Origin of the sequence: Sporomusa sp. KB1, from assembly GCF_007830295.1 — a bacterium.
GTDB lineage: Bacteria > Bacillota > Negativicutes > Sporomusales > Sporomusaceae > Sporomusa.
Genome location: NZ_VLKC01000002.1, coordinates 3,472,801 through 3,492,839 on the forward strand (window position 1 = coordinate 3,472,801; position 20,039 = coordinate 3,492,839).

Consider the following 20,039-nt stretch of genomic DNA (forward strand, 5'->3'; position numbering starts at 1 on the left):
GTCGGCCTCTTTCCTTAATACACAATAAATCATAGGTTAAACTGGCTAAAGGATTTCCAAGGTCGTACTGGAATACTAAAGAAGGGGTGAATCGTAGTGGCGAAAATATTAGTAGTCGAGGATGAGGAAAAGTTACGAAAAAGTGTAGAAAAATTTCTCATTAGTGAAGGATTTACTGTTTGCAGCGCTGATAATGGAATGGATGCAGTAAAGAAGATTAAAGCGGAAATACCTGATCTAATGATACTTGATATCATGCTTCCAGAACTAAGCGGTATTCAGGTGTGTCAAATTGTACGACAGGATAGTGACATTCCCATTATTATCGTGACTGCCTTGGGCTCTGAGGAGGACATACTTACCGGACTCGGCAAAGGTGCTGACGATTATATTGTAAAACCATTCCGGATGCGGGAACTTGTGGCGCGTATTCAAGCGGTGCTGCGCCGTCGCTTACCGGCACAATTTTTAAAAAAAGTGCTGTATTTGGGTGAACTTACGATAGATCTTGAAACTCTGCGTTTGTTTAAAAATGGTAATAGAATATCTCTGACGCCAACGGAGTTTCGATTACTGAGTATGCTGGCTAAAGAACCGGGAAGAGCATTTACCAGGTTGCAATTATTAGAGGGAGCAATAGGAGAATCTTATGAAAACTATGAGCGAGTCATTGATACCCACATTTTTAATTTGCGCAGAAAAATTGAATCAAATCGCGGAAAACCCCGCTATATTGAAACGGTCTTCGGAATAGGATATCGATTTGGAGACACGATATGAGATTGAGAAAGCGAATTCTTAAATATCTTATTTTATTAATCGTGATTACTTCTATGACTAATATAACGATTAATTATTATCTAAATCAGCGTTACGTAGAATACTTTAATAATGCTATACAAGATGCTTATTCTAAAGCTATTATGAGTCAATTAATTACTTACTATCAGACTTATGGTTCTTTTGATAACATCAATGATGAGGGCATATTGCCCAAAGAGGTACACGTACAGCTTTCTAAGCATTTTCTCCATAGGGAAATTACTATCCACAAGGTGCATGTCGATGGTATCTGGCGTGTCTTGCTTGAAGATGAGCAAGGGAATATTCGTTTAGGTCAGGATTTAGCAGACAGCCATGTTGGGCCAGGCTATCCTTTAAAACTACAAGATAAAGTTGTTGGCACCTTATGGATTATACCCAAGGACAGCAGCGTGTTAGAGTTTTCTCGCCACTATCTATTAGGGCCATTAGTATTACGCAATATTTGGACGATTATTATTGCTTCAATGGTGGCTTTTCTTATCGCTTTTTTCTTTTCCAATTATTTAATGGAAAGAATTAAATTACTGGCAGAAGCTGCTCGCAAGATTGCCAACGGCAATTTGGACCATAGAGTTAGCATCACGTCTCACGATGAACTTGAAGAATTGTCGGCAGACTTTAACTTTATGGCAGATCGGCTACAAGAAGAAAGGCAACTGCAGCGACAACTGCAAGCCGACGTTGTGCATGAACTGCGGACACCGTTAGCCGTGAGCCAGGCTATTTTAGATTCTCTGGAAAATGGAGTAATCAATTGGAATGAAAAAACATTGTCATCACTGCAAGAAGAAACAAACAGGATGAATCGATTAGTCTCCGATCTTTTCGAACTGAGTAGAGCTGAAAATAAACAGCTTACCTTCCATAAGGAACTCTTTTTGGTTAGCGATCTTCTTGCTAGGATAGAAGAATCCTTTCTCGAAGTAGCCAGAAGACAGGAGGTAAATTTTGGGATAGATATAGATCCTTTATTGGAGAATGCTCTACTTTACGTTGATGCGGATCGAACGGTACAAATATTTGTTAATCTTTTACATAATGCTCTGCGTTATACAGTCCCAGGCGGCAGTATTTATGTGAGCGCTAACAAAAGTGAAAAGACAGCTGTAATTTCCGTCAAAGATAATGGGACAGGAATTCCAGCAGAGTATTTGCCACATATTTTTAATCGCTTCTTCCGGGGAGAAAATAAAGCTCTTCCTAGTGGGGGATCAGGCCTGGGATTAGCAATAACTAAGGAATACACTACCATGCAGGGTGGAAGTATAAAAGTTGAAAGTACTGTCGGAAAAGGGACGATTTTTACGGTTATACTGCCTTTAGACGAATGTGAATGCTGAGTAGATGGACTCGTCCTATAAACTGCTCCTGCGATTTCTTTACAGAAATTAATTATACTTGATTTCGAAATTAATAAAAGTGGAAGAGAGAATTATGTGAATATTACAAATGGGGCTAAAAATAAATTCAATAATCCGTTTATATCTTTAAAACATAAAAATTTCAGATATTATTGGATAGGCATGTGTGTTTCTTTAATAGGTACCTGGATGCAAAATATAGCTCAACCATGGCTAGCATACACTTTAACTAATTCACCATTTCTATTAAGTTTAATTGGAATACTTCAATTTACACCAATGCTACTATTGTCATTATTTGCAGGGGTTATTATAGATAAATCTTCAAAAAAGAAGATTTTAATAGTTACTCAATCAGCTTCACTTATAATTACTTTAATACTTGCAATATTAGTATGGACAGGGAAAATACAATATTGGCACATTCTAGTTATGGCGACAGCCCTTGGAATTGTTAATACCATTGATATGCCATCACGTCAGTCAATGGTCATAGAGCTTGTGGGTGAGGAAGATTTAATGAATGGAATTGCATTAAATTCTATGGCTTTTAATTTAGCAAGAATTATAGGCCCTGCAATTGCAGGACTAGTAATGGGGTATGCTGGTATTGCAGTTTGCTTTTTTATAAATGCTATTAGCTTTGCAGCAGTTCTAATAAGTTTATTTTTTATTAAGATAAAGCCAGTAGAAAGGAAACCTAAAAATAATACCAATGTATTAGAAGAAATCAAAGATGGACTTAGATACATTTATCATAAGGATAGTCTTTTATATACTGTAGTAGTCCTGGCTATAATAGGTACATTTGCGCCGAATTTCAATGTGCTTGTTCCTGTTTTTGCAAAGGAAATACTGAAGCAAAATGAAGCAGGCTTTGGTATCCTAATGTCTTTTCTGGGATTGGGATCATTTTTGGGTGCAATGTTCATAGCTACTTTAAGTAAATCAGGACCTCAAAAGTTTGTTATTTATATTGTGCCTTTAATTGTAGGTATTGCATTAATTATTACTGGTTACACTAATGCGTATTTAGTAACTGGAATACTTCTGTCAATTACTGGATTCTTTTTTATTGCATTTACTTCTAGTGCAAATTCAACATTGCAGCTTAATTCAAGTAATGAATACCGTGGCAGAGTTATGAGTATATATACTTTAGTCTTTTCTGGAACCACACCTTTTGGAAATCTTTATGCTGGATTGTTTGCAGAACATTTTAATGCAAGAGTAGGTTTTGTAGCTTGTGGTGCTATAATAATTATGCTTATGATTCCTTTGTTTATATATAAAAGGATAAGAAAAGTCATTTCCTAAAAAGTTTTGCCACTAACTTTAAGCTCTAAGATTAGTTACAATCAAACAAATTTGCGAAATAATCTTGACGGTACTGGATAGTTTTGAGAATATTATAAGTATTAAAAATTCTAAAAGACAGACTTATTTAGCCTGTCTTTTTTCGTGTGCAATCCTTTTTGTTCGAGTTATAAAGTCGTCCATAATAGTGGCTGCTTCTTGTTCTGCTGATTCAAGTATAGCGTTTTGCTAGTCGAGCGTGTATAAAGCGTTATCAGGCTGAGCAGTCCAGAAAAGACTCAAACTGAGCAACCACTGGTATGATATGTAAAAGCTCATTTCAGTATCACAAGCCTTCCATGTTGGAAGCTAACTCCTTTAGGGTACCTTCCAATATCTGTGCAGCCTTTTCTATAGCGTCCCAATCGGACTCCTCTGCAGGAGAATGGCTAATACCGCCGATACTAGGCACAAAAATCATACCTGTAGGTATATGCTGGGCAAATATCATTGCGTCATGCCCTGCCCAACTGGGCATTTTTTTGCAGGTTATTCTTAGCTTTTTCCCTATATTGCAAATAGACTGTATCACTTTATCATCCATAGGGATAGGTGGTACTTGATTTTCTTTTATGATATCCACATTTACCTTATAGTCCCTCTGAAGTTCTTTCAATTTCTCTATGATTTCTTTTCGAACTCTCTCAAGCCTGGCGACATCTTCGGACCGAATTTCAATAGTCAGCTTAACCTCTCCCGGAACCACGTTTTCAGCATTAGGCCAAACATCCAGTTTGCCAATAGTAGCAACATAATTTCCCTTTGCTGCCAAAGCCTGGTTATATATATAAGATATGAGAGAAGCAGCTGCAACTAAAGCATCCTGACGAAGCTCCATGGAAGTCGTGCCTGCATGATTGGCTTTTCCACGTATGTTCATGACAATCCGGTTGATACCGACAATAGCGGACACTACGCCGACAGCAATACCCTCTTGTTCAAGTTTTCCTCCTTGTTCCACATGAAGTTCAATAAAGCAAAAACCGTTCTGAAAAAAGGAGTCCTTACTAAATGGCTTTTCTCCTAATCCCATCTCTTTGAGAAAGCCTAAAAGCGAATGACCGGAAGCAGCGACAAAACTTTCGGGATTTTTCCCGCTAAATTCACCAAGCATTGCCCGACTGCCAAAACAAACTGTTCCAAACCGTGTTCCTTCCTCTTCGATAAAGGCAATCACCTTTACGGTTCTTAATGGACGCCAGTTCTGCTTATGCCAACTACGTACACACTCTACAGCAGCAATTATACCCAATGCTCCATCAAAAGCTCCGCCATTCGGCACAGTATCAAGATGTGAACCGCTGACAACAGCAAGCAGAGATTGGTCGCGTCCGGCATAGGTTCCAATTAAATTGCCAATCGAATCGATTTCAACGTTCATACCGGCCGTTTCCATATAGGATTTAATCAATACCTGTGCCTGCCTAAATTCAGGAGAAAAAGACAACCGGGTAATCCCGCCTGCTTCATTTTGACCAATAACTTTTAATTTTTCAAAAGATTGCCGAAGTTGCGCTAAATCAATGCTCATTCTAACCTCCCTTATTTTAAAAAATTATTTGATATTTCATTTGCAATTTCTGTAAGATCCGCAAGTAAACTATCTTTAATATTTATAAGGTTATTTACAAAAAGGGTTGTACTAACTGTTGCGATTAATTGATTGCTTTGATTCAATATAGGTACGGCCATACTACTGACACCAAGTTCAAATTCTTCAATTTCAGAAGCATATTTGTTTTTGCGTATTTCGTCAAGATTTTTTATTAAAGCCTCTTCAGACATAATCGTATAAGGTGTATATTTTTTGAATTCGAAGTTTTTTATAGACAATTTATTATTGTCGTAAAGGTTGTAGAGTATAAGGAGTTTTCCCGAAGATGTAGCATATAAGGGTAAGGCTGTATATTCAGATAAAATAATTGTATAGGCTGTATTGCTTGGATAAGCGCAGTATATAGAATAAATTTGATGTTGATTGACTAGTTGTAAACTTGCAGTAACATGATATTTTTCGGCAATATTATTTACGTAAGATTTGGCAGAGGTGATATAACTTTCTACTTGTTTTTGTATAATATTGGCTTTGCCAATAAAATAAAATCCTAAGCTATATAAATTATTTATTTTGTCATGTATTAATAATCCATTGACTGCTAATGTATTAATAAGACCACGTGTCGTATTGATATTTAATTTTACCCGTTGACTTATATCATTTAAAGATAAATGATGTGAAGTATCATTGAAACAATTTAATATATCTATGGACCGTTGAACCGACTGAATTATTTTTATAGACTGGTTTAACATAAAATACCTCCCCAAAAGAATAAAGCGAATATTACACAGATTATAACTTGAATAATGTAAAAAATACACAATTATTTCTAAAAGTCTATTGTTCGGCTGTAGAAAAGGAATTCGCTTTTTCTACAGGGATTCTCAAGAGCGCTACCGTTTGCCGCGGTAAAGAAGTAAAATAGTTATTGACAAATATAATGTAGCATGGTATAACAAACTTGTCAAACGATATTGCAAACAAAAAAACTACATTGTCGTCAAATAAATGGTCGGGGGTGATTATTTAAATCCTAGCGAATACTAGTTATAACAATGGATACAGGAAAAAATTAGTGGAGGAAATGTTACTGTGAAAAAAATTTTAATAGTATTGTCAGCATGTTTAATGATTGGTTCCCTGTTTTTATTTGGCTGTAGCTCTTCAAAATCCGATTCGATTAAAATAGGTGTTGCAATTCCATTAACCGGCGCTAGTGCACAAGACGGCGAAGCAATTAAGAATGGTGTAAAATTGGCCACTAAGTTAATTAATGATGAGGGTGGAATTAATGGTAAAAAGATTGAATTAGTAGTGGAAGATGATAAAGGAGATCCATCGGAGGCGGCAACAGTTGCTAATAAATTAGCGCAAGATAAAGATATTTCTGCCATTGTTGGTCATTTTAACAGTTCTTGCACCCTGGCTGCTGCGCCAATCTATAACCAAGTTGGGGTAGTTCACGTATCACCTGGTTCAAGTGCAGCTGCAGTCAGCAAAGCTGGTGATTATACTTTTCGTGTAATTACGACAGATGCAGTTCAAGGAAGCTCATTGATGAATTGGGCAGTAAAAGATTTAGGTTATAAAAATATTGCTGTCGTATATGAAAATACAGATTATGGTGCAGGATTAGCAGAGGTAGTTTCCAAAGCTGCCGGTGATTTAAATACTAATATTGTAGCCAAAGAAGCTTATGAAGTGGGAGCAACCGATTTTAGCACTGTTTTAACCAAGATTGCCAATAGCAATGCAGATGTTATTATTGTTGGTGGTTTATACAATGAAACAGCTTTGATTGCAAAACAGAAAAATAATTATGGTTTAAGTAAAATGCAAATTATGGGTGTTGATGCAATTTATTCTGATGCTTTGATTAAATTAGGTGGAGCTGCAGTAAATGGTGTTAAGCTGACAGGTTATTTTTCGGACGCAAGTCAGGATCCTGTAGCCCAAAATTTTGTTAGTAAATATAAAGAAGCTTATAATAGTACGCCAAGCACCTATGCTGCGTATGGATATGATGCTACCTTGGTAATCATTGATTCTATCAAAAAAGCTGGTATTGATCGCAAAGCAATTCGGGATTATATGGCAACTATCAAGGATTTAAAAGGAGCAACCGGCAGCAATAGTTTTGATGAAAATGGAGATGTTATTAAACAACCATTACGCTTAGTCATACAAGATGGGAAATTTACTATAGCTGAAAAATAGTATTAGAGGGGAGCTCTACATGTTTTTTCAACAATTGATAAATGGAATTACTGTTGGTGGGAGTTATGCATTGATTGCCCTTGGCTATACTATGGTTTATGGAATACTGAAAATAGTAAATTTCGCCCATGGCGATGTATTTATGATGGGTTCATTTTTAGGATTGTTCTGCATGCAGGTATTGGGAATGCCATATATGGTGGCATTCCCCGTAGCAGCTATAGCAACCGCGGTTATGGGGATCTTTATGGAACGTGTTGCGTATCGTCCTATTCGTGTGGCAGATAGTCTTGCGGTTATGATCAGTGCATTAGGAGTATCCATTTTTTTAGAGAATTTGGCAATGGTTTTATGGGGAACCGGTACCCATGCTTTCAGCGGTATAAGCGGTATTACAATCACCACATACGAATTTAACAAGGTGATTTTATCTAATATACAAATTGGGGTTATTGTTTTATCTATTTTGTTGATGATAGGCCTGTATTTTATCGTAAATAAATCAAAAATCGGTGTTGCTATGCGGGCAACATCACATAGTATTAAATCCGCAAAATTGATGGGAATTAATACAGATCGAATTATCTCCTTTACCTTTGGAATTGGCTCCGCTTTAGCTTGTATAGCCGGTATGTTAGTTGGGATCTATTATGATGCGGTATATCCGTTAATAGGATATTCTTATGGATTGAAGGCCTTCGCTGCTGCTGTTCTTGGCGGAATTGGCAGTATACCAGGTGCAATGCTTGGTGGTTTTGTAATGGGCATTGTCGAAACTCTTGGGGCATCCTACATTTCCACCGGGTATAGAGATGCATTTGCGTTTGCTATTTTAATCATTGTATTAATCTTTCGTCCCGCTGGTATTTTAGGTAAAAAAGAAATCGATAAAGTATAATGAATAATTTTTTTTTGGCTTTGATTGTATTTATGCCGCTTGACGGGGCAGAATGGAGGCTACAATGGATAAAGTGCAGCAATTTATTTTAAAGAATAAAAAGATTGTATCATTATTAGGGGCTGTAATATTATTGATGCTGCCGTTTATTGTTACCAACTCTTATTTTTTGCATATCTGTATTACAGTTTGTATTTACATTATATTAGCCTTGAGCCTAAATTTAGTTACAGGTTATGCCGGCCAGTTAGTATTAGGGCATGCAGCTTTTTATGGAATTGGGGCATATACAGGCGCCATGTTAATGTTATTTTTTCATGTCAATTTTTTTATAGCACTAGTAGGGAGTGCTTTAGTGACAGGTATCTTCGGGTTTCTTTTGGGAATTCCGGCTTTACGATTGCGTGGCGATTATTTAGCCATTGTAACTTTAGGATTTGGCGAAATCGTACGTTTGGTATTTGTAAATTGGAAAGAGGTTACACGTGGACCGGCAGGACTGCCTGGTATCCCGGCTCCTGAAATAGTAGGATTTACGTTAAATGGACGTACTGCATTCTACTATTTGGCTTTGATTTTAACGGTTTTTACAATTTTCTTCATGGTTAAGTTGATTAATTCGGGTGTAGGTATGGCCATGCAAACAGTAAAAAATGATGAAATTGCTGCTGAAGCCATAGGTATACAACCTCGAAAATATAAACTGCTGGCATTTGTTATATCGTCGGTTTTTGCCGGTATCGTTGGGTGTTTTTATGCTTCCTATCTTAGTTATGTAAGTCCAACAGCTTTTGTTTATAATACATCGATGACGATTCTTACCATGGTTGTATTAGGCGGATTAGGAAGTATCGTTGGATCGATACTGGGAGCGACTATATTAACTATATTACCTGAGATGCTACGATTCTTGAGTGACTATCGTATGCTGATTTTTGGTGCGCTGATGGTATTCATGATGATTTATAAGCCGGAAGGCTTTTGGGGGGCAAGTAAAAGAAGAAAAAATATTTATAAAATCAATGCAGGAGGTACTGATCATGGATCAGATACTTAAAACAGTTAATATTACAATGCAGTTTGGCGGCTTAACTGCGGTTGATAATGTAAATATAACGCAAAACGATGGAGAAATCTTATCTTTGATAGGTCCCAATGGCGCAGGAAAAACTACTCTTTTTAATATTTTGACTGGTGTTTATAAACCAACATCCGGACAAATTTTTTATCATGGTGAAAATATTACCGGGCTTAAACCATATCAGTTAGTCAGAAAAGGTATCTCGAGAACGTTTCAAAATATAAGACTATTTAATGATATGACTACATTAGAAAATCTTTTAATTGCTAGTCCAGATTGTAAAGATGAGGGTATTTTCGAGTCAATTGTTGGGGGAGAAAAATTAAAGGCGAAACGTAGAAATGTAGTAGCTGTATGTGAATCGATTCTTGAAACTCTTAAGTTGCAAGATCAGATAGATGAATTGGCATGCAATCTTCCTTATGGTAAACAGCGCCTGCTTGAGATAGGAAGAGCTTTAGCTACAGAAGCAGATTTTCTGCTACTTGATGAACCTGGTGCCGGGATGAATAGCATGGAGAAAGATGAATTAGCACAAGTGATTCATTATATTACCAAGGATCTGAAGAAACATGTGCTGCTAATTGAACATGATATGAAATTCGTTATGGGGATTTCTGATCGAGTTGTCGTATTGGACCATGGTGTAAAAATAGCAGAAGGTCTACCAGCGGAGATACAAAACAATCAACAAGTGATAGAAGCATATTTAGGTAAGGGTATTCCTGATGATGAATAGGAAGTGAATAAGTATGGCACTGTTAGAGATAAAAAATTTACAAGTTAAATATGGGGTTATTCCAGCATTGAAGGGAATATCTTTTTCTGTTGAGCATGGGGAAGTTGTTGCGATTATTGGCGCTAATGGAGCCGGAAAAACGACAACCCTTCATGCGATATCCAGCATCGTTTCTAAAAGTGGCGGCAATGTATTCTTCCAAGATCAAGATATAACAAATAACCCGGCACATGAAATTGTGGCCATGGGAATATCACAAGTACAGGAAGGTAGAGGTGTATTTTCCAATTTAAGTGTTTTGGAAAATTTGCAATTAGGGGCTTATTTAAGAAAGGATAAAGCAGAAATTGCTAAGGACTTTACTTTTATATATGAATTATTTCCCAGGCTGGCAGAAAGGCAAAAACAGCTTGCAGGTACGTTGTCCGGTGGTGAGCAGCAAATGTTAGCGATTGGCAGAGCGTTGATGTCGAGACCAAAGCTGCTGCTGTTAGATGAGCCGTCAATGGGACTTTCCCCGTTAATTACGGAAAATATATTTAGGACAATAAAAAAATTAAATAAAGAAAATAAAATGACTATTTTACTTGTAGAGCAAAATGCGCAAATGGCGTTATGGGCTTCTAATCGTACGTATATCATGGAAACAGGGCAAATAGTCTATAGTGGTAATTCAAAAGAAATGAAAAATGATGATTTTATCAGAAAATCTTATCTGGGCCAATAAGCTTATTTATTGGAAGTGCAAAAATTAGATGGGGGAGATGTAATTATGGAAGATCAAAAAATGAAAGATCCTGTATCAATGTTTGTTTTATTTGCTCAGATGTTTTCTATTACTGCTAAAAATTTAGAGAAAGAATTTGGTCAAAAGGGATTGGATGTTTTGGCGGATTCTGTAAAGGAATTCGGTGTGATGAGAGGAAAAGATATTGCTTGTCGCGCTGCATCCCGCGGCAAACAAAATACATTAGAAAATTATTTGGATAATTATGATATGGAAAGAAGTGAACTTTTCGGATATACCAATGAATTCAAACCGGATTGTGTCTGCCAGGAATTTACAAAATGTATATTTGCAGAAACATGGATGGAAGCTGGTGAGGAGAAATATGGGAGAATTTATTGTAACAATATCGATCCAGCTATTGCTTACGGATATAATAAAAATTTAGAGTGTCAGCATGAAAAAATCATGTACGATGATAAAAGATGCACATTTTGTTTCAAGATGAAATAAAGGAAATGCAATTATTTGATTAAGGTCAGAAGGGTGAGGAATATGGAAACAAGACCTGTAATTTATGATCCTAATGGTAAGCCAAGAGAAATTTACAGTGGCGTTCCATCTTTTTTAGGGCTGCCGGTGGCAAAAAGTAAAGAGGATTTAAAAAATTATGATTTCGCTATTTTAGGTGTTCCCTGGGAAGGTGGATGCACTTATGGAGGATATTCTTCTTGCGTAATAGCACCTAAAACAATTCGGTCCGTATCATCAAGATATACCGGCTATTTACCAGATTATGATATTGATACGTTTGATAGTTTAACTGGCTGTGATTATGGTGATACGGTAGTACAGAATGGAAATTATGAATTAACTTTTAACTCGATACGAGAAAAATATGCGGATATTATCGAAGGCGGACAAATTCCAATTGTGTTTGGAGGAGATCATTCGATAGCCTATCCTCTTATCCAGACCCTGGCAAAAAAGCATAAAAAAAGAGTCGGTGTAATTCATTTTGATGCTCATTTAGATAATTATCCGGCATTTGGTGATGATTTATATTCTAGGTGTTCACCATTTAATCGATTGTATCAGGATGAAAATATGGATCCGACTAAAATCGTTCATATCGGTATTCGGGGAGCAAGAAATCATCCACAAGAACGTAAGGAAGCTCGTAAATATGGCGCAGCGGTGATTACTGCCAAAGAGATAAAGGAAACTGGTTATATGGCTTCCATAAAAAAAGCCTTGTCAATTGCTCAGAAGGATACCGATGTCTTATATGTAACGGTATGTTCCGATGTATTGGATGGAGCTTTCAATCCACAAGGACCGATAGATCCCTGCGGCTTAACTTCATTTGAATTGGCTATGATGGTGAATGAGTGCGCCTATGCCGGTGCATGTTCCTTTGATTTTGTAGAAATTTATCCGGAAACTTCCGGTGCACATGTTTCAGCCCATACTGGTACCTGTTTAGCCTTGTATTTTATGAATGGTGTAGCCAGAAATCGTTTAGAGAAAAATCAAAAATTAAATAATTGTTCTAATTATTGATTTATCAAATTTCCAAGCTGTAGGGCGCAAGTTCGGATCTGTTGCCTGCTCAGTAAAATAAATCCTTCCAGGCATTTGCCAGGAAGGATTTATTTGCAAGTGATATGCTCCCCTTAAAGGAACAGTTGAAATAATAAAAACTGTCTCCTTTAAGGGGAGTTTTTATTATGAGGGGATACAGTTAATTCTAAATTACAAACTTATAGCCTACTCCCCGGAGGGTTTGAATAAAAGAAAACTGAGAATCTGTTCGTTTGATTTTTTCCCGTAATCGGCTTATTAAAACTGTAACAGTATCTTCGTTTCCTACGTAATCATTCTGCCATATTTGGTATAGCAATTGTTTTCGCGTAAATACTTTGTTGGGGTGTTTTACCATAAACCATAAGATATCGAATTCTTTAGCGGTTAGTTCAATAGGATGATCATCCAAGTATACTTCCCGGGATGTAGGATTGATAGTTAATCCATTATGACTGTAGCTCGAGCCGTCAATACTTGACGAATGGTTTTCCTCTTTAGTACGCCGAAGGATAGCTTTTACTCTTAGGCACAGTTCGATTGGGCTAAATGGTTTTGTTAAATAGTCATCAACGCCCAAATTGAATCCTAGAATTTTATCTACCTCTTGATTTCTAACAGAGAGGATGATGATTGGTATAGAAGAGGTTTCGCGAATGGTCCGACATACCTGGAAACCATCCACTTTAGGCAGCGCAAGATCAAGGATAATTAAGTCATAGTCCTGGCGTTGAAATTGCTCAATGGCTTGCTGACCATCAAGGGCAGTGGTAACTTCATAGCCTTCTCGCGTTAGACAATGTTCAATAATTCTCAAGATTTTTGGTTCGTCATCTATAACCAAAATTGTAGGCACCAGAATCGCCCCTTTTTTGATATATCAGTAATTTAAAGATAAATTAAGCTTCAGTTGGGATTTGTTGTATCGGTAAGGTAAAGTAGAAAGTGCTTCCCTTTCCAAGTGTACTTTCTACCCCAATGATTCCACCATGAAGTTCGATCAGATGTTTAGTGATTGCCAAGCCTAAGCCTGTTCCTCCATATTCCTTGGTTGTTCCGGAATCGACTTGGAAAAATTTATCGAAGATAAATGCAAGATCGTCTTTGGACAGTCCCTTTCCAGTATCCTTTACAGATACCAATAGCTTCTCCTCATCGTCCAGATAACTAACTTTTAAATGAATACTTCCACCAGCTGGTGTAAACTTTACGGCGTTGGATAATAAATTCATTATGATTTGCTTTACTTTATTTTTATCAGCTTGAATTACTGGGAGTTCATTAGATATTTCAGTAGTAAGAGTCAAACCGGCTCTGCTGGTTAGCGGTTGGAAAATTCGTTCCAATACTGCAGTAATTTCAGTTATATCGAAGACAACAGGATGAAGAAGCAATTTTCCTTTCGCCACTTTTGACAAATCCAATATATCTCTAATTAAATCCAGTAGATGGTGGGCACTTTGATAGATGTCGTATACATATTCTGTTACTTCTTGTTTTTCTGTTCCGTATTCCAGGATGATTTCAGCATAGGCAATCATCGCTGTAAGCGGCGTTTGCAGTTCATGACTCATAGTAGCAATAAACTCGGATTTAACTTCGCTCACTTCGGCCAATTTTCTATTAATATCTTGTAATTGTTGTTGATGTGCTTGCAGGACTTGGTATGCTGAAGCTAATTCGTTTGTTCGCTCACTAACTTTGTTTTCTAGATTATCGTGCAGTTCTTTAAGGTTCATAGCCATAGATTGAAAGTTATCATACAGAGTTTGGATTTCGAAGTTTCCTATTACTCGCGGGTCACGAACCTCTAGATCGCCCTGACCAATTTTTTGTACTAGCGCTGTCATGTATTCGAGGGGTTTAACGAAATTTTTTCGGATAAGAAGGTAGGTTATAGAAGTCAGAGTCAGCCAAAGTGCAAACATGGCCAGCAAGCGGCCGGTAAGCATCTTTTGGTAATTAGCTTCCATTTGTTCCATTGGCGCTACAATACTTATTGCTCCGGCGAAATCTCCTATTTTCAAGCCTTCTTTAGGGAAACCGGCGATGTCTGGTTGCCCCGCGGGTTCACCATGGCAGGCTAAACAGCTACTGTCATAGTATAAAGGGCGCATGTAACGAAAGACTTTTTTCTCGTTCAGTGTATCAACAGCCCATTCTTCATCAAGGTTTCTATCACCTGACAGTTTTTTTAGCATTTCAACTTCAAATTTATCTGGCGAGTTTTGGGGATTTCGTACAGTTAAGTTAGTTTGCTTGAAAGTATATCCCATTGTACCGTTAAACAATTCAGATATGCCCCGAATAGCAACAGATGGATTAAGATTTTTAAAATGCAGGGCACCATTTTGGTCTTTGTTGATTAACTCCTGCTTTTGGGCGATGAAAGTCCGGGTATAAAGTAAGGAGTTAGCCAGTACCGCAGTGCTTTTATGTAAATCCTCTAACGCTTGCTGGCGTTGGACATAACTATCCCAGGCCAGATAAAGTAACATTAATATAGTAATAGTTGTAGTTAGAAATATCATAATTTGGGTGTTAAGGCGCGTTCGGTTCAGCATTTTTTGCCACCTTTGGATATGTACCTAATAAATAAAGCTTTTCCGGAATTGCCCGAAAAAGCTAACTAAACAGAATAGGTAAGTTTGGTTTCAGGCCAGCAACCAATTCTATCAATATTGACAATACCTGTACGTAACTATGATGCCCATATCTTAGCAGAGGCTGAGTCAATAGTCAATGACCAGCTGCCCTTCCTATCTTCTGTTTAGCTAAATGTAAGATTGAGTAATGATTGGTTAAGGGAAATAATACCTAACTTTTATATTTTGTTTTGCATCTGTTACGCTTAGGGAAAGTTTAATGAAATAAAGTTTGTGTATAATTTAACTAACTTAAATATGCTTACTATCCCGGGTATTGAGTATATGAGAGTAATCTCTAAAGGGGGTATAAACTCAAGGATTTTTGCACATCACGTCGATTTGTCCATTCCTATGTTCACCAGGGTTCAAAAAATTTTTACCCAGTGTTAATGGTTTTCAGTTGCCTATTAACACATCAGAGTTAATATGAGGATAATAACTCTCCCGAATGAGAAAACCGCCAACTGCGTTTCTTTGATTTGGTCATAAGTATGCTAAGTTACTATCGTTAGGAGCCGATAGTGACTCAGTATGCAGGGGTGTACCATTTTCAGCAATTTTGGCAACAACATCATGTTTAGCAAGGTACTGCCGTGGAGCCGGCAGTACCTTGCCATATAACCGTTGTAATGTATTCAGAAGTTATTGCAGCACATGTTGAGGTACTGACAGTCGGAGCCAGTATCTCAACATATGTGGTATGCCTTGGTGATCGATTAGTACCCTTTAGAAAGTGACCTGTGATCTCAATTGGATTATGGTTATTGTGAAAAAACTAGTTAAGTGCTAACAAAGGCACTGGATAGATACGTAATGTAAAATGGATTAGCTAATAGATAGTTGATAATTGATATCCAATGATGGAATATATGGGGGTAAAGAAAATGTCCGAATTTGAAAAATATACGATTGATATAGCGGCTCATCCCATGCTGGATAGAGCGAAAGAGCTAGGATTTCTAACTACTTTTGATAGAGCGAAAGCGCAAGAACCACGTTGTACTTTCGGTAATACCGGTATTTGCTGCCGTATTTGTCTGCAAGGCCCTTGCCGTATACTGCCGAAGAAACCAGGCGGCAACAAAGGTATCTGTGGTGCACGTGATTACACTATCGTTGCCCGTAACACGGTTCGTTATATTGCTGGCGGTGCTGCCGCTCACTCCGATCATGGCCGCGAAATTTCTGAAGCTCTTTTGCATACGGCCGAAGGTCATTTCAAAGATTATCAAATTGCTGATACTAACAAGCTTATGTATGTGGCTAAAAATATCGGTGTTGAAACCGAAGGCCGTGAAATAAATGCTATTGCTAAAGAGGTTGCTAATGCTGCACTGGATGAATATAGGCGCATTGATGAAAATGAAGAAGTTACCTGGCTGAAATCGTATATCCCTGAGAACACTCTTACTATTTGGCGTAAAACAACGATTATGCCTACTGGTATCAATCTTAGTCTGGCAAAATTACTGCATCAAACCCATGTTGGTAATGATAGTGACCCAATTAATATTACCTTTGGTGGTCTGAAGGCTGCACTATGTGACCTTGATGGATCACATCTTGCTACTGATTTATCTGATATTCTTTTTGGTACTGGCGTACCTGTAGTAACGGAAGCTAATCTGGGTGCTATCAAAGCTGATAAAGTGAATATTGCCGTTCATGGCCATAATCCGTTGCTTTCGCAAATGGTTGTTAAAGCTGCCAAAGAAATGCAGGAAGAAGCTAAAGCTGCCGGCGCAGCAGGCATCAACCTTGTTGGTATCTGCTGTACCGGTAACGAAGTTCTTATGCGTGAAGGTGTTGCTATTGCCACTAACTTTGCTACCCAAGAATTAGCAGTTTTGACAGGCGCTATGGATGCTATGGTTGTTGATGTTCAGTGTATTATGCCAAGCTTACGTTCAGTAGCTGAATGTTTCCAGACTAAGATTGTTACCACTTCGCCAATCATGAAAATTCCTGGATCTTACCATTATGGGTTTGATGAAGCTCATGCCATGGATAGTGCGAAAGAAATCATTCGCTTGGCAATTGACGCGTATAAACAACGTGATCAAGCGATAGTTAACATTCCTAATGTTACAAATAAAGTTGTTGCAGGCTTCAGTCTTGAGGCTATGCTCAATATCTTCAAGAAAGTTAACCCGGAACATCCGTTGCGGGTTATCGCAGATGCTATCGAAGCTGGTGAAATTAAAGGCGTTGCTGCTCTTATTGGGTGTAATAACCGAAAAGTTACCCATAACTACAACCACACCATCATCGCTCAAGAATTAGCTGAAAATGATGTATTGTTGCTCGCCGGCGGCTGCTCTGCCCAGGCTCACGCTCTGTCCGGGATGATGAATGGCGAAGCTGTACAGAAATATGCTGGTGAGGGTCTGAAGAAATTTTTTGCTCGCCTGAATGCAGTATCAGGTTTAACTGAAGATCTGCCTTTGATGTTCCATATGGGCTCTTGCGTTGATTATAGCCGCATGCAGCTTTTTGCTAATCTGTTAGCAGCAGAAATGGGCTTAGATCTTGCCGAACTTCCTTATGCAGTCAGTGCTCCGGAAGCTATGTCTGAAAAGGCTGTTGCTATTGGTTCGTGGAATGTTTGCTGCGGTAATCCTATGCATGTTGGTGTTAACGGTCCTACTGTCGGCAGCCAACTTGTTGATGATGTTGTTACCAAAATTGCGGAAGATGTATTTGGTGGATTTTTCTTTTGGGAACCAGATCCCCATAAAGCTTCGGCTAGAATGATCGACATTCTCAAAGAACGTAATTGGAAAAATGTTATGCGTAAAAAAGCCCGTGATGCCAAAGCAGCTAACTAATCACTGTTTCGGACTATATTATTAACTATCAATAGAAGATAATGAGAATTTGACTCTATGAAGGAGGACGAAAAGCAATATGTCTATGGAGCTTTTTAAAGGCGCCTATGAAGGTGCTGTCACAGCTACCAGCTATGCAGAAATTCTTCTGGCAAAAGCGATTAAGGAACACGGTGCTGATTGCCCGGTTAAATATCCTGATACTGCCTACAGACTGCCTGTAATCACTGCGCTGAGCGGTGAAGAAGTAAATACCATTGGTGATCTTGCTCCGATTCTTAACCGGATTCGTACCACCAATATTCGTGAAGAACTGAATTTAGAAAATGCGAAACTTAACGGTGAAGCTACCCTGTATGCTGCTGAAATTATCGAAGCCCTACGGTATATTAATGGTGCAAAACCTGATAAATTTCCGTACTGCGGTTTCGTCACTGATCCTATTCTTCGTAAATTTGGCGTACCTTTGGTTGACCAGACAATTCCTGGTGTTGCCGTTATTGTTGGTAAAGGTAAAGACAGCAAATCCACTGCCAAACTGGTAAAAGAACTCCAGTCCAAAGGCATTATGATTTTCTTGGTTAACGAAGTAATTGAGCAATGTATTGAAGAAAACGTTAAAATTGGTTCTGAATTCATTACCTTCCCAGTTGGTAACTTTACCCAGGTTATCCATGCTGTTAACTTTGCTTTCCGGGCTGGTCTCGCTTTCGGCGGTATCCCTGCCGGTCAGCGTGAACGGGCTATAGAATATCAATTGAAACGCGTTTTCGCGTTTGTTATTCAGCTTGGGCCTAATGATGTTGTTAAAACTGCTGCTGAATTTGGTGCTATGTTCATGGGCTTCCCGACAGTTACCGATCAGCCGGTAGCCGAAGAAATTCCTGAGTGGTATCAATCTGAACCAGATTATGAAAAAATCGGCAAACTGGGTCTTGAGATCCGCGGCGTAAAAATTAAGATTGTTGATATTCCTGTACCTATCACTATTGGACCTGCTTTTGAAGGCGAAACCATCCGTAAAAAAGATGCCTGGGTTGAGTTCGGTGGCGGCCGTTCTACCAGCTTTGAGCTTGTCCGGATGGTTGGTGTTGATGAAGTTGAAGATGGTAAAATTGAAGTTATCGGACCAGAAATTGACGAGATGCCGGAAGGCAGTGTCTTCCCACTTGGCTTTATGATTGATATCTATGGCCGTAAAATGCAGGAAGACTTTGAAGGCGTGCTCGAACGCCGTATCCACTACAACCTTAACTATGGTGAAGGCTTGTGGCATGTAGCCCAACGTAATATGATGTGGGTGCGTATTGGTAAGAATGCCCATGATGTTGGCTTCAAAATCAAAGACTTTGGTGAAATCCTGCTTGCGAAATTCAAATCCGATTTCCCCGCGATTGTCGACCGTGTACAAGTTACCATTATTACCGATAAAGACGTTATTGAAGAAAAAATCAAAATCGCTATTGAAAAATATGCTACCCGTGATGCTCGTCTCAAAGGCCTTACTGATGATGTTGAAACATATTATTCTTGCCTGCTCTGTCAGTCCTTTGCACCAAACCATGTGTGCGTAGTATCGCCAGAACGCTTAGGTTTATGCGGTGCTGTTAGCTGGCTTGACGCCAAAGCTTCTAACGAAATTAATCCTCTTGGCCCAAATCAGCCGATTGAAAAAGGGGAATGCCTTGATGCTGAAAAAGGTCAGTGGAAAAACCTTAATGACTTCATTTATGCTAATTCCCACAACACGGTCGAAGCCGTAAACTTCTATACGCTTATGGAAAACCCAATGACATCTTGCGGTTGCTTCGAAGCCATTATGGCGATTTTGCCGCTGTGTAATGGTGTCATGATTACAACTCGTGAACATGCTGGCGAAACTCCTTGCGGCATGACCTTCTCCGCTTTGGCAGGTACTTGCGGTGGCGGTATGCAGACTCCTGGTTTCATGGGTCTCGGTCGTCGGTACATTACCAGTAAAAAGTTTATCAAAGCAGACGGCGGCCTTGCACGTCTTGTCTGGATGCCGAAAGAGCTCAAGGAATTCTTAGGTCAAGACCTTATTGATGCTGCAGTAGCTGAAGGTCTGGGTGCAGATTTTGTTGATAAGATTGCTGATGAAACTGTTGGCATTAGCGAAGACGAAATCCTGCCATTCCTGGAAGAAAAACAACATCCTGCGCTCAAATTGGATTCTTTGATGTAAGCGGAAGC

The 20,039-nt window shown here is 38.5% G+C and carries 16 protein-coding genes; 12 read left to right on the top strand and 4 right to left on the bottom strand.

What is annotated here, in order from left to right; all coding sequences use genetic code 11:
• The first annotated feature begins 96 nt into the window (after window positions 1-96).
• The 3 genes from SALPA_RS19775 to SALPA_RS19785 all read left to right on the top strand — a co-directional run bounded on the left by SALPA_RS19775 (window position 97) and on the right by SALPA_RS19785 (window position 3,503).
• Window positions 97-780, top strand: coding sequence for a response regulator transcription factor (locus SALPA_RS19775; protein WP_255451276.1), 684 nt, complete (start codon window positions 97-99; stop codon window positions 778-780).
• Window positions 777-2,165, top strand: coding sequence for a cell wall metabolism sensor histidine kinase WalK (locus tag SALPA_RS19780; protein ID WP_145097917.1), 1,389 nt, complete (start codon window positions 777-779; stop codon window positions 2,163-2,165). Before SALPA_RS19775 ends, SALPA_RS19780 begins: the two co-directional genes overlap by 4 nt.
• A gap of 96 nt (window positions 2,166-2,261) precedes the next feature.
• Window positions 2,262-3,503, top strand: coding sequence for an MFS transporter (locus SALPA_RS19785; RefSeq protein WP_145097920.1), 1,242 nt, complete (start codon window positions 2,262-2,264; stop codon window positions 3,501-3,503).
• Between the two features lie 325 nt (window positions 3,504-3,828).
• On the opposite strand, the gene SALPA_RS19790 is transcribed toward SALPA_RS19785, so the two are convergent.
• Together SALPA_RS19790 and SALPA_RS19795 are read right to left on the bottom strand one after the other, a co-directional pair.
• Window positions 3,829-5,073 (bottom strand): Zn-dependent hydrolase, encoded by a 1,245-nt coding sequence (locus SALPA_RS19790; protein ID WP_145097923.1) that lies wholly within the window; start codon window positions 5,071-5,073, stop codon window positions 3,829-3,831.
• 11 nt (window positions 5,074-5,084) lie between these two features.
• Window positions 5,085-5,855 (bottom strand): IclR family transcriptional regulator, encoded by a 771-nt coding sequence (locus SALPA_RS19795; RefSeq protein ID WP_145097926.1) that lies wholly within the window; start codon window positions 5,853-5,855, stop codon window positions 5,085-5,087.
• A 340-nt stretch (window positions 5,856-6,195) separates the two neighbouring features.
• Here SALPA_RS19795 and SALPA_RS19800 point away from each other — a divergent pair, with 340 nt between their 5' ends.
• The 7 genes from SALPA_RS19800 (at window position 6,196) to SALPA_RS19830 (ending at window position 12,328) form a co-directional block, all read left to right on the top strand.
• The gene (locus SALPA_RS19800) at window positions 6,196-7,320 is read left to right on the top strand and encodes an ABC transporter substrate-binding protein (protein WP_145097929.1); all 1,125 of its coding nucleotides are present in this window, start codon (window positions 6,196-6,198) and stop codon (window positions 7,318-7,320) included.
• A 19-nt stretch (window positions 7,321-7,339) separates the two neighbouring features.
• A complete protein-coding gene (locus SALPA_RS19805) occupies window positions 7,340-8,218 on the top strand; it encodes a branched-chain amino acid ABC transporter permease (RefSeq protein WP_145097932.1) in 879 nt (292 codons plus the stop codon).
• Between the two features lie 64 nt (window positions 8,219-8,282).
• Complete coding sequence (locus SALPA_RS19810) at window positions 8,283-9,275, top strand: branched-chain amino acid ABC transporter permease (protein WP_145097935.1); 993 nt, start codon at window positions 8,283-8,285, stop codon at window positions 9,273-9,275.
• Window positions 9,259-10,038 (top strand): ABC transporter ATP-binding protein, encoded by a 780-nt coding sequence (locus SALPA_RS19815; RefSeq protein ID WP_145097937.1) that lies wholly within the window; start codon window positions 9,259-9,261, stop codon window positions 10,036-10,038. Before SALPA_RS19810 ends, SALPA_RS19815 begins: the two co-directional genes overlap by 17 nt.
• A gap of 13 nt (window positions 10,039-10,051) precedes the next feature.
• The gene (locus SALPA_RS19820) at window positions 10,052-10,765 is read left to right on the top strand and encodes an ABC transporter ATP-binding protein (RefSeq protein ID WP_145097940.1); all 714 of its coding nucleotides are present in this window, start codon (window positions 10,052-10,054) and stop codon (window positions 10,763-10,765) included.
• A gap of 45 nt (window positions 10,766-10,810) precedes the next feature.
• Window positions 10,811-11,278 (top strand): L-2-amino-thiazoline-4-carboxylic acid hydrolase, encoded by a 468-nt coding sequence (locus SALPA_RS19825; RefSeq protein WP_145097943.1) that lies wholly within the window; start codon window positions 10,811-10,813, stop codon window positions 11,276-11,278.
• Window positions 11,279-11,320: 42 nt separating this feature from the next.
• A complete protein-coding gene (locus tag SALPA_RS19830) occupies window positions 11,321-12,328 on the top strand; it encodes an agmatinase family protein (RefSeq protein WP_145097946.1) in 1,008 nt (335 codons plus the stop codon).
• A gap of 187 nt (window positions 12,329-12,515) precedes the next feature.
• Here the strand turns inward: SALPA_RS19830 and SALPA_RS19835 are convergent, their stop codons facing one another.
• Both SALPA_RS19835 and SALPA_RS19840 read right to left on the bottom strand, forming a co-directional pair.
• A complete protein-coding gene (locus tag SALPA_RS19835; RefSeq protein WP_145097949.1) occupies window positions 12,516-13,205 on the bottom strand; it encodes a response regulator transcription factor in 690 nt (229 codons plus the stop codon).
• Window positions 13,206-13,248: 43 nt separating this feature from the next.
• Complete coding sequence (locus SALPA_RS19840; protein WP_145097952.1) at window positions 13,249-14,913, bottom strand: DUF3365 domain-containing protein; 1,665 nt, start codon at window positions 14,911-14,913, stop codon at window positions 13,249-13,251.
• 968 nt (window positions 14,914-15,881) lie between these two features.
• Here SALPA_RS19840 and cooS point away from each other — a divergent pair.
• Window positions 15,882-17,825, top strand: coding sequence for an anaerobic carbon-monoxide dehydrogenase catalytic subunit (cooS, locus tag SALPA_RS19845; RefSeq protein ID WP_145097955.1), 1,944 nt, complete (start codon window positions 15,882-15,884; stop codon window positions 17,823-17,825).
• Window positions 17,826-17,904: 79 nt separating this feature from the next.
• Window positions 17,905-20,031 carry an acetyl-CoA decarbonylase/synthase complex subunit alpha/beta gene (gene acsB / locus SALPA_RS19850; RefSeq protein ID WP_145097957.1) on the top strand — a complete coding sequence of 709 codons (2,127 nt, stop codon included), beginning with the start codon at window positions 17,905-17,907 and terminating at the stop codon, window positions 20,029-20,031.
• The last annotated feature ends 8 nt before the right edge of the window (window positions 20,032-20,039 follow it).

Excerpts from the sequence above, each read along its gene's own strand:
- SALPA_RS19805 (WP_145097932.1), top strand. The coding sequence starts at position 7,340 with ATGTTTTTTCAACAATTGATAAATGGAATTACTGTTGGTGGGAGTTAT.
- SALPA_RS19790 (WP_145097923.1), bottom strand. The coding sequence starts at position 5,073 with ATGAGCATTGATTTAGCGCAACTTCGGCAATCTTTTGAAAAATTAAAA.
- SALPA_RS19795 (WP_145097926.1), bottom strand. The coding sequence starts at position 5,855 with ATGTTAAACCAGTCTATAAAAATAATTCAGTCGGTTCAACGGTCCATA.
- SALPA_RS19810 (WP_145097935.1), top strand. The coding sequence starts at position 8,283 with ATGGATAAAGTGCAGCAATTTATTTTAAAGAATAAAAAGATTGTATCA.
- SALPA_RS19830 (WP_145097946.1), top strand. The coding sequence starts at position 11,321 with ATGGAAACAAGACCTGTAATTTATGATCCTAATGGTAAGCCAAGAGAA.
- SALPA_RS19820 (WP_145097940.1), top strand. The coding sequence starts at position 10,052 with ATGGCACTGTTAGAGATAAAAAATTTACAAGTTAAATATGGGGTTATT.
- SALPA_RS19815 (WP_145097937.1), top strand. The coding sequence starts at position 9,259 with ATGGATCAGATACTTAAAACAGTTAATATTACAATGCAGTTTGGCGGC.
- cooS (WP_145097955.1), top strand. The coding sequence starts at position 15,882 with ATGTCCGAATTTGAAAAATATACGATTGATATAGCGGCTCATCCCATG.
- SALPA_RS19825 (WP_145097943.1), top strand. The coding sequence starts at position 10,811 with ATGGAAGATCAAAAAATGAAAGATCCTGTATCAATGTTTGTTTTATTT.
- SALPA_RS19840 (WP_145097952.1), bottom strand. The coding sequence starts at position 14,913 with ATGCTGAACCGAACGCGCCTTAACACCCAAATTATGATATTTCTAACT.
- acsB (WP_145097957.1), top strand. The coding sequence starts at position 17,905 with ATGTCTATGGAGCTTTTTAAAGGCGCCTATGAAGGTGCTGTCACAGCT.
- SALPA_RS19780 (WP_145097917.1), top strand. The coding sequence starts at position 777 with ATGAGATTGAGAAAGCGAATTCTTAAATATCTTATTTTATTAATCGTG.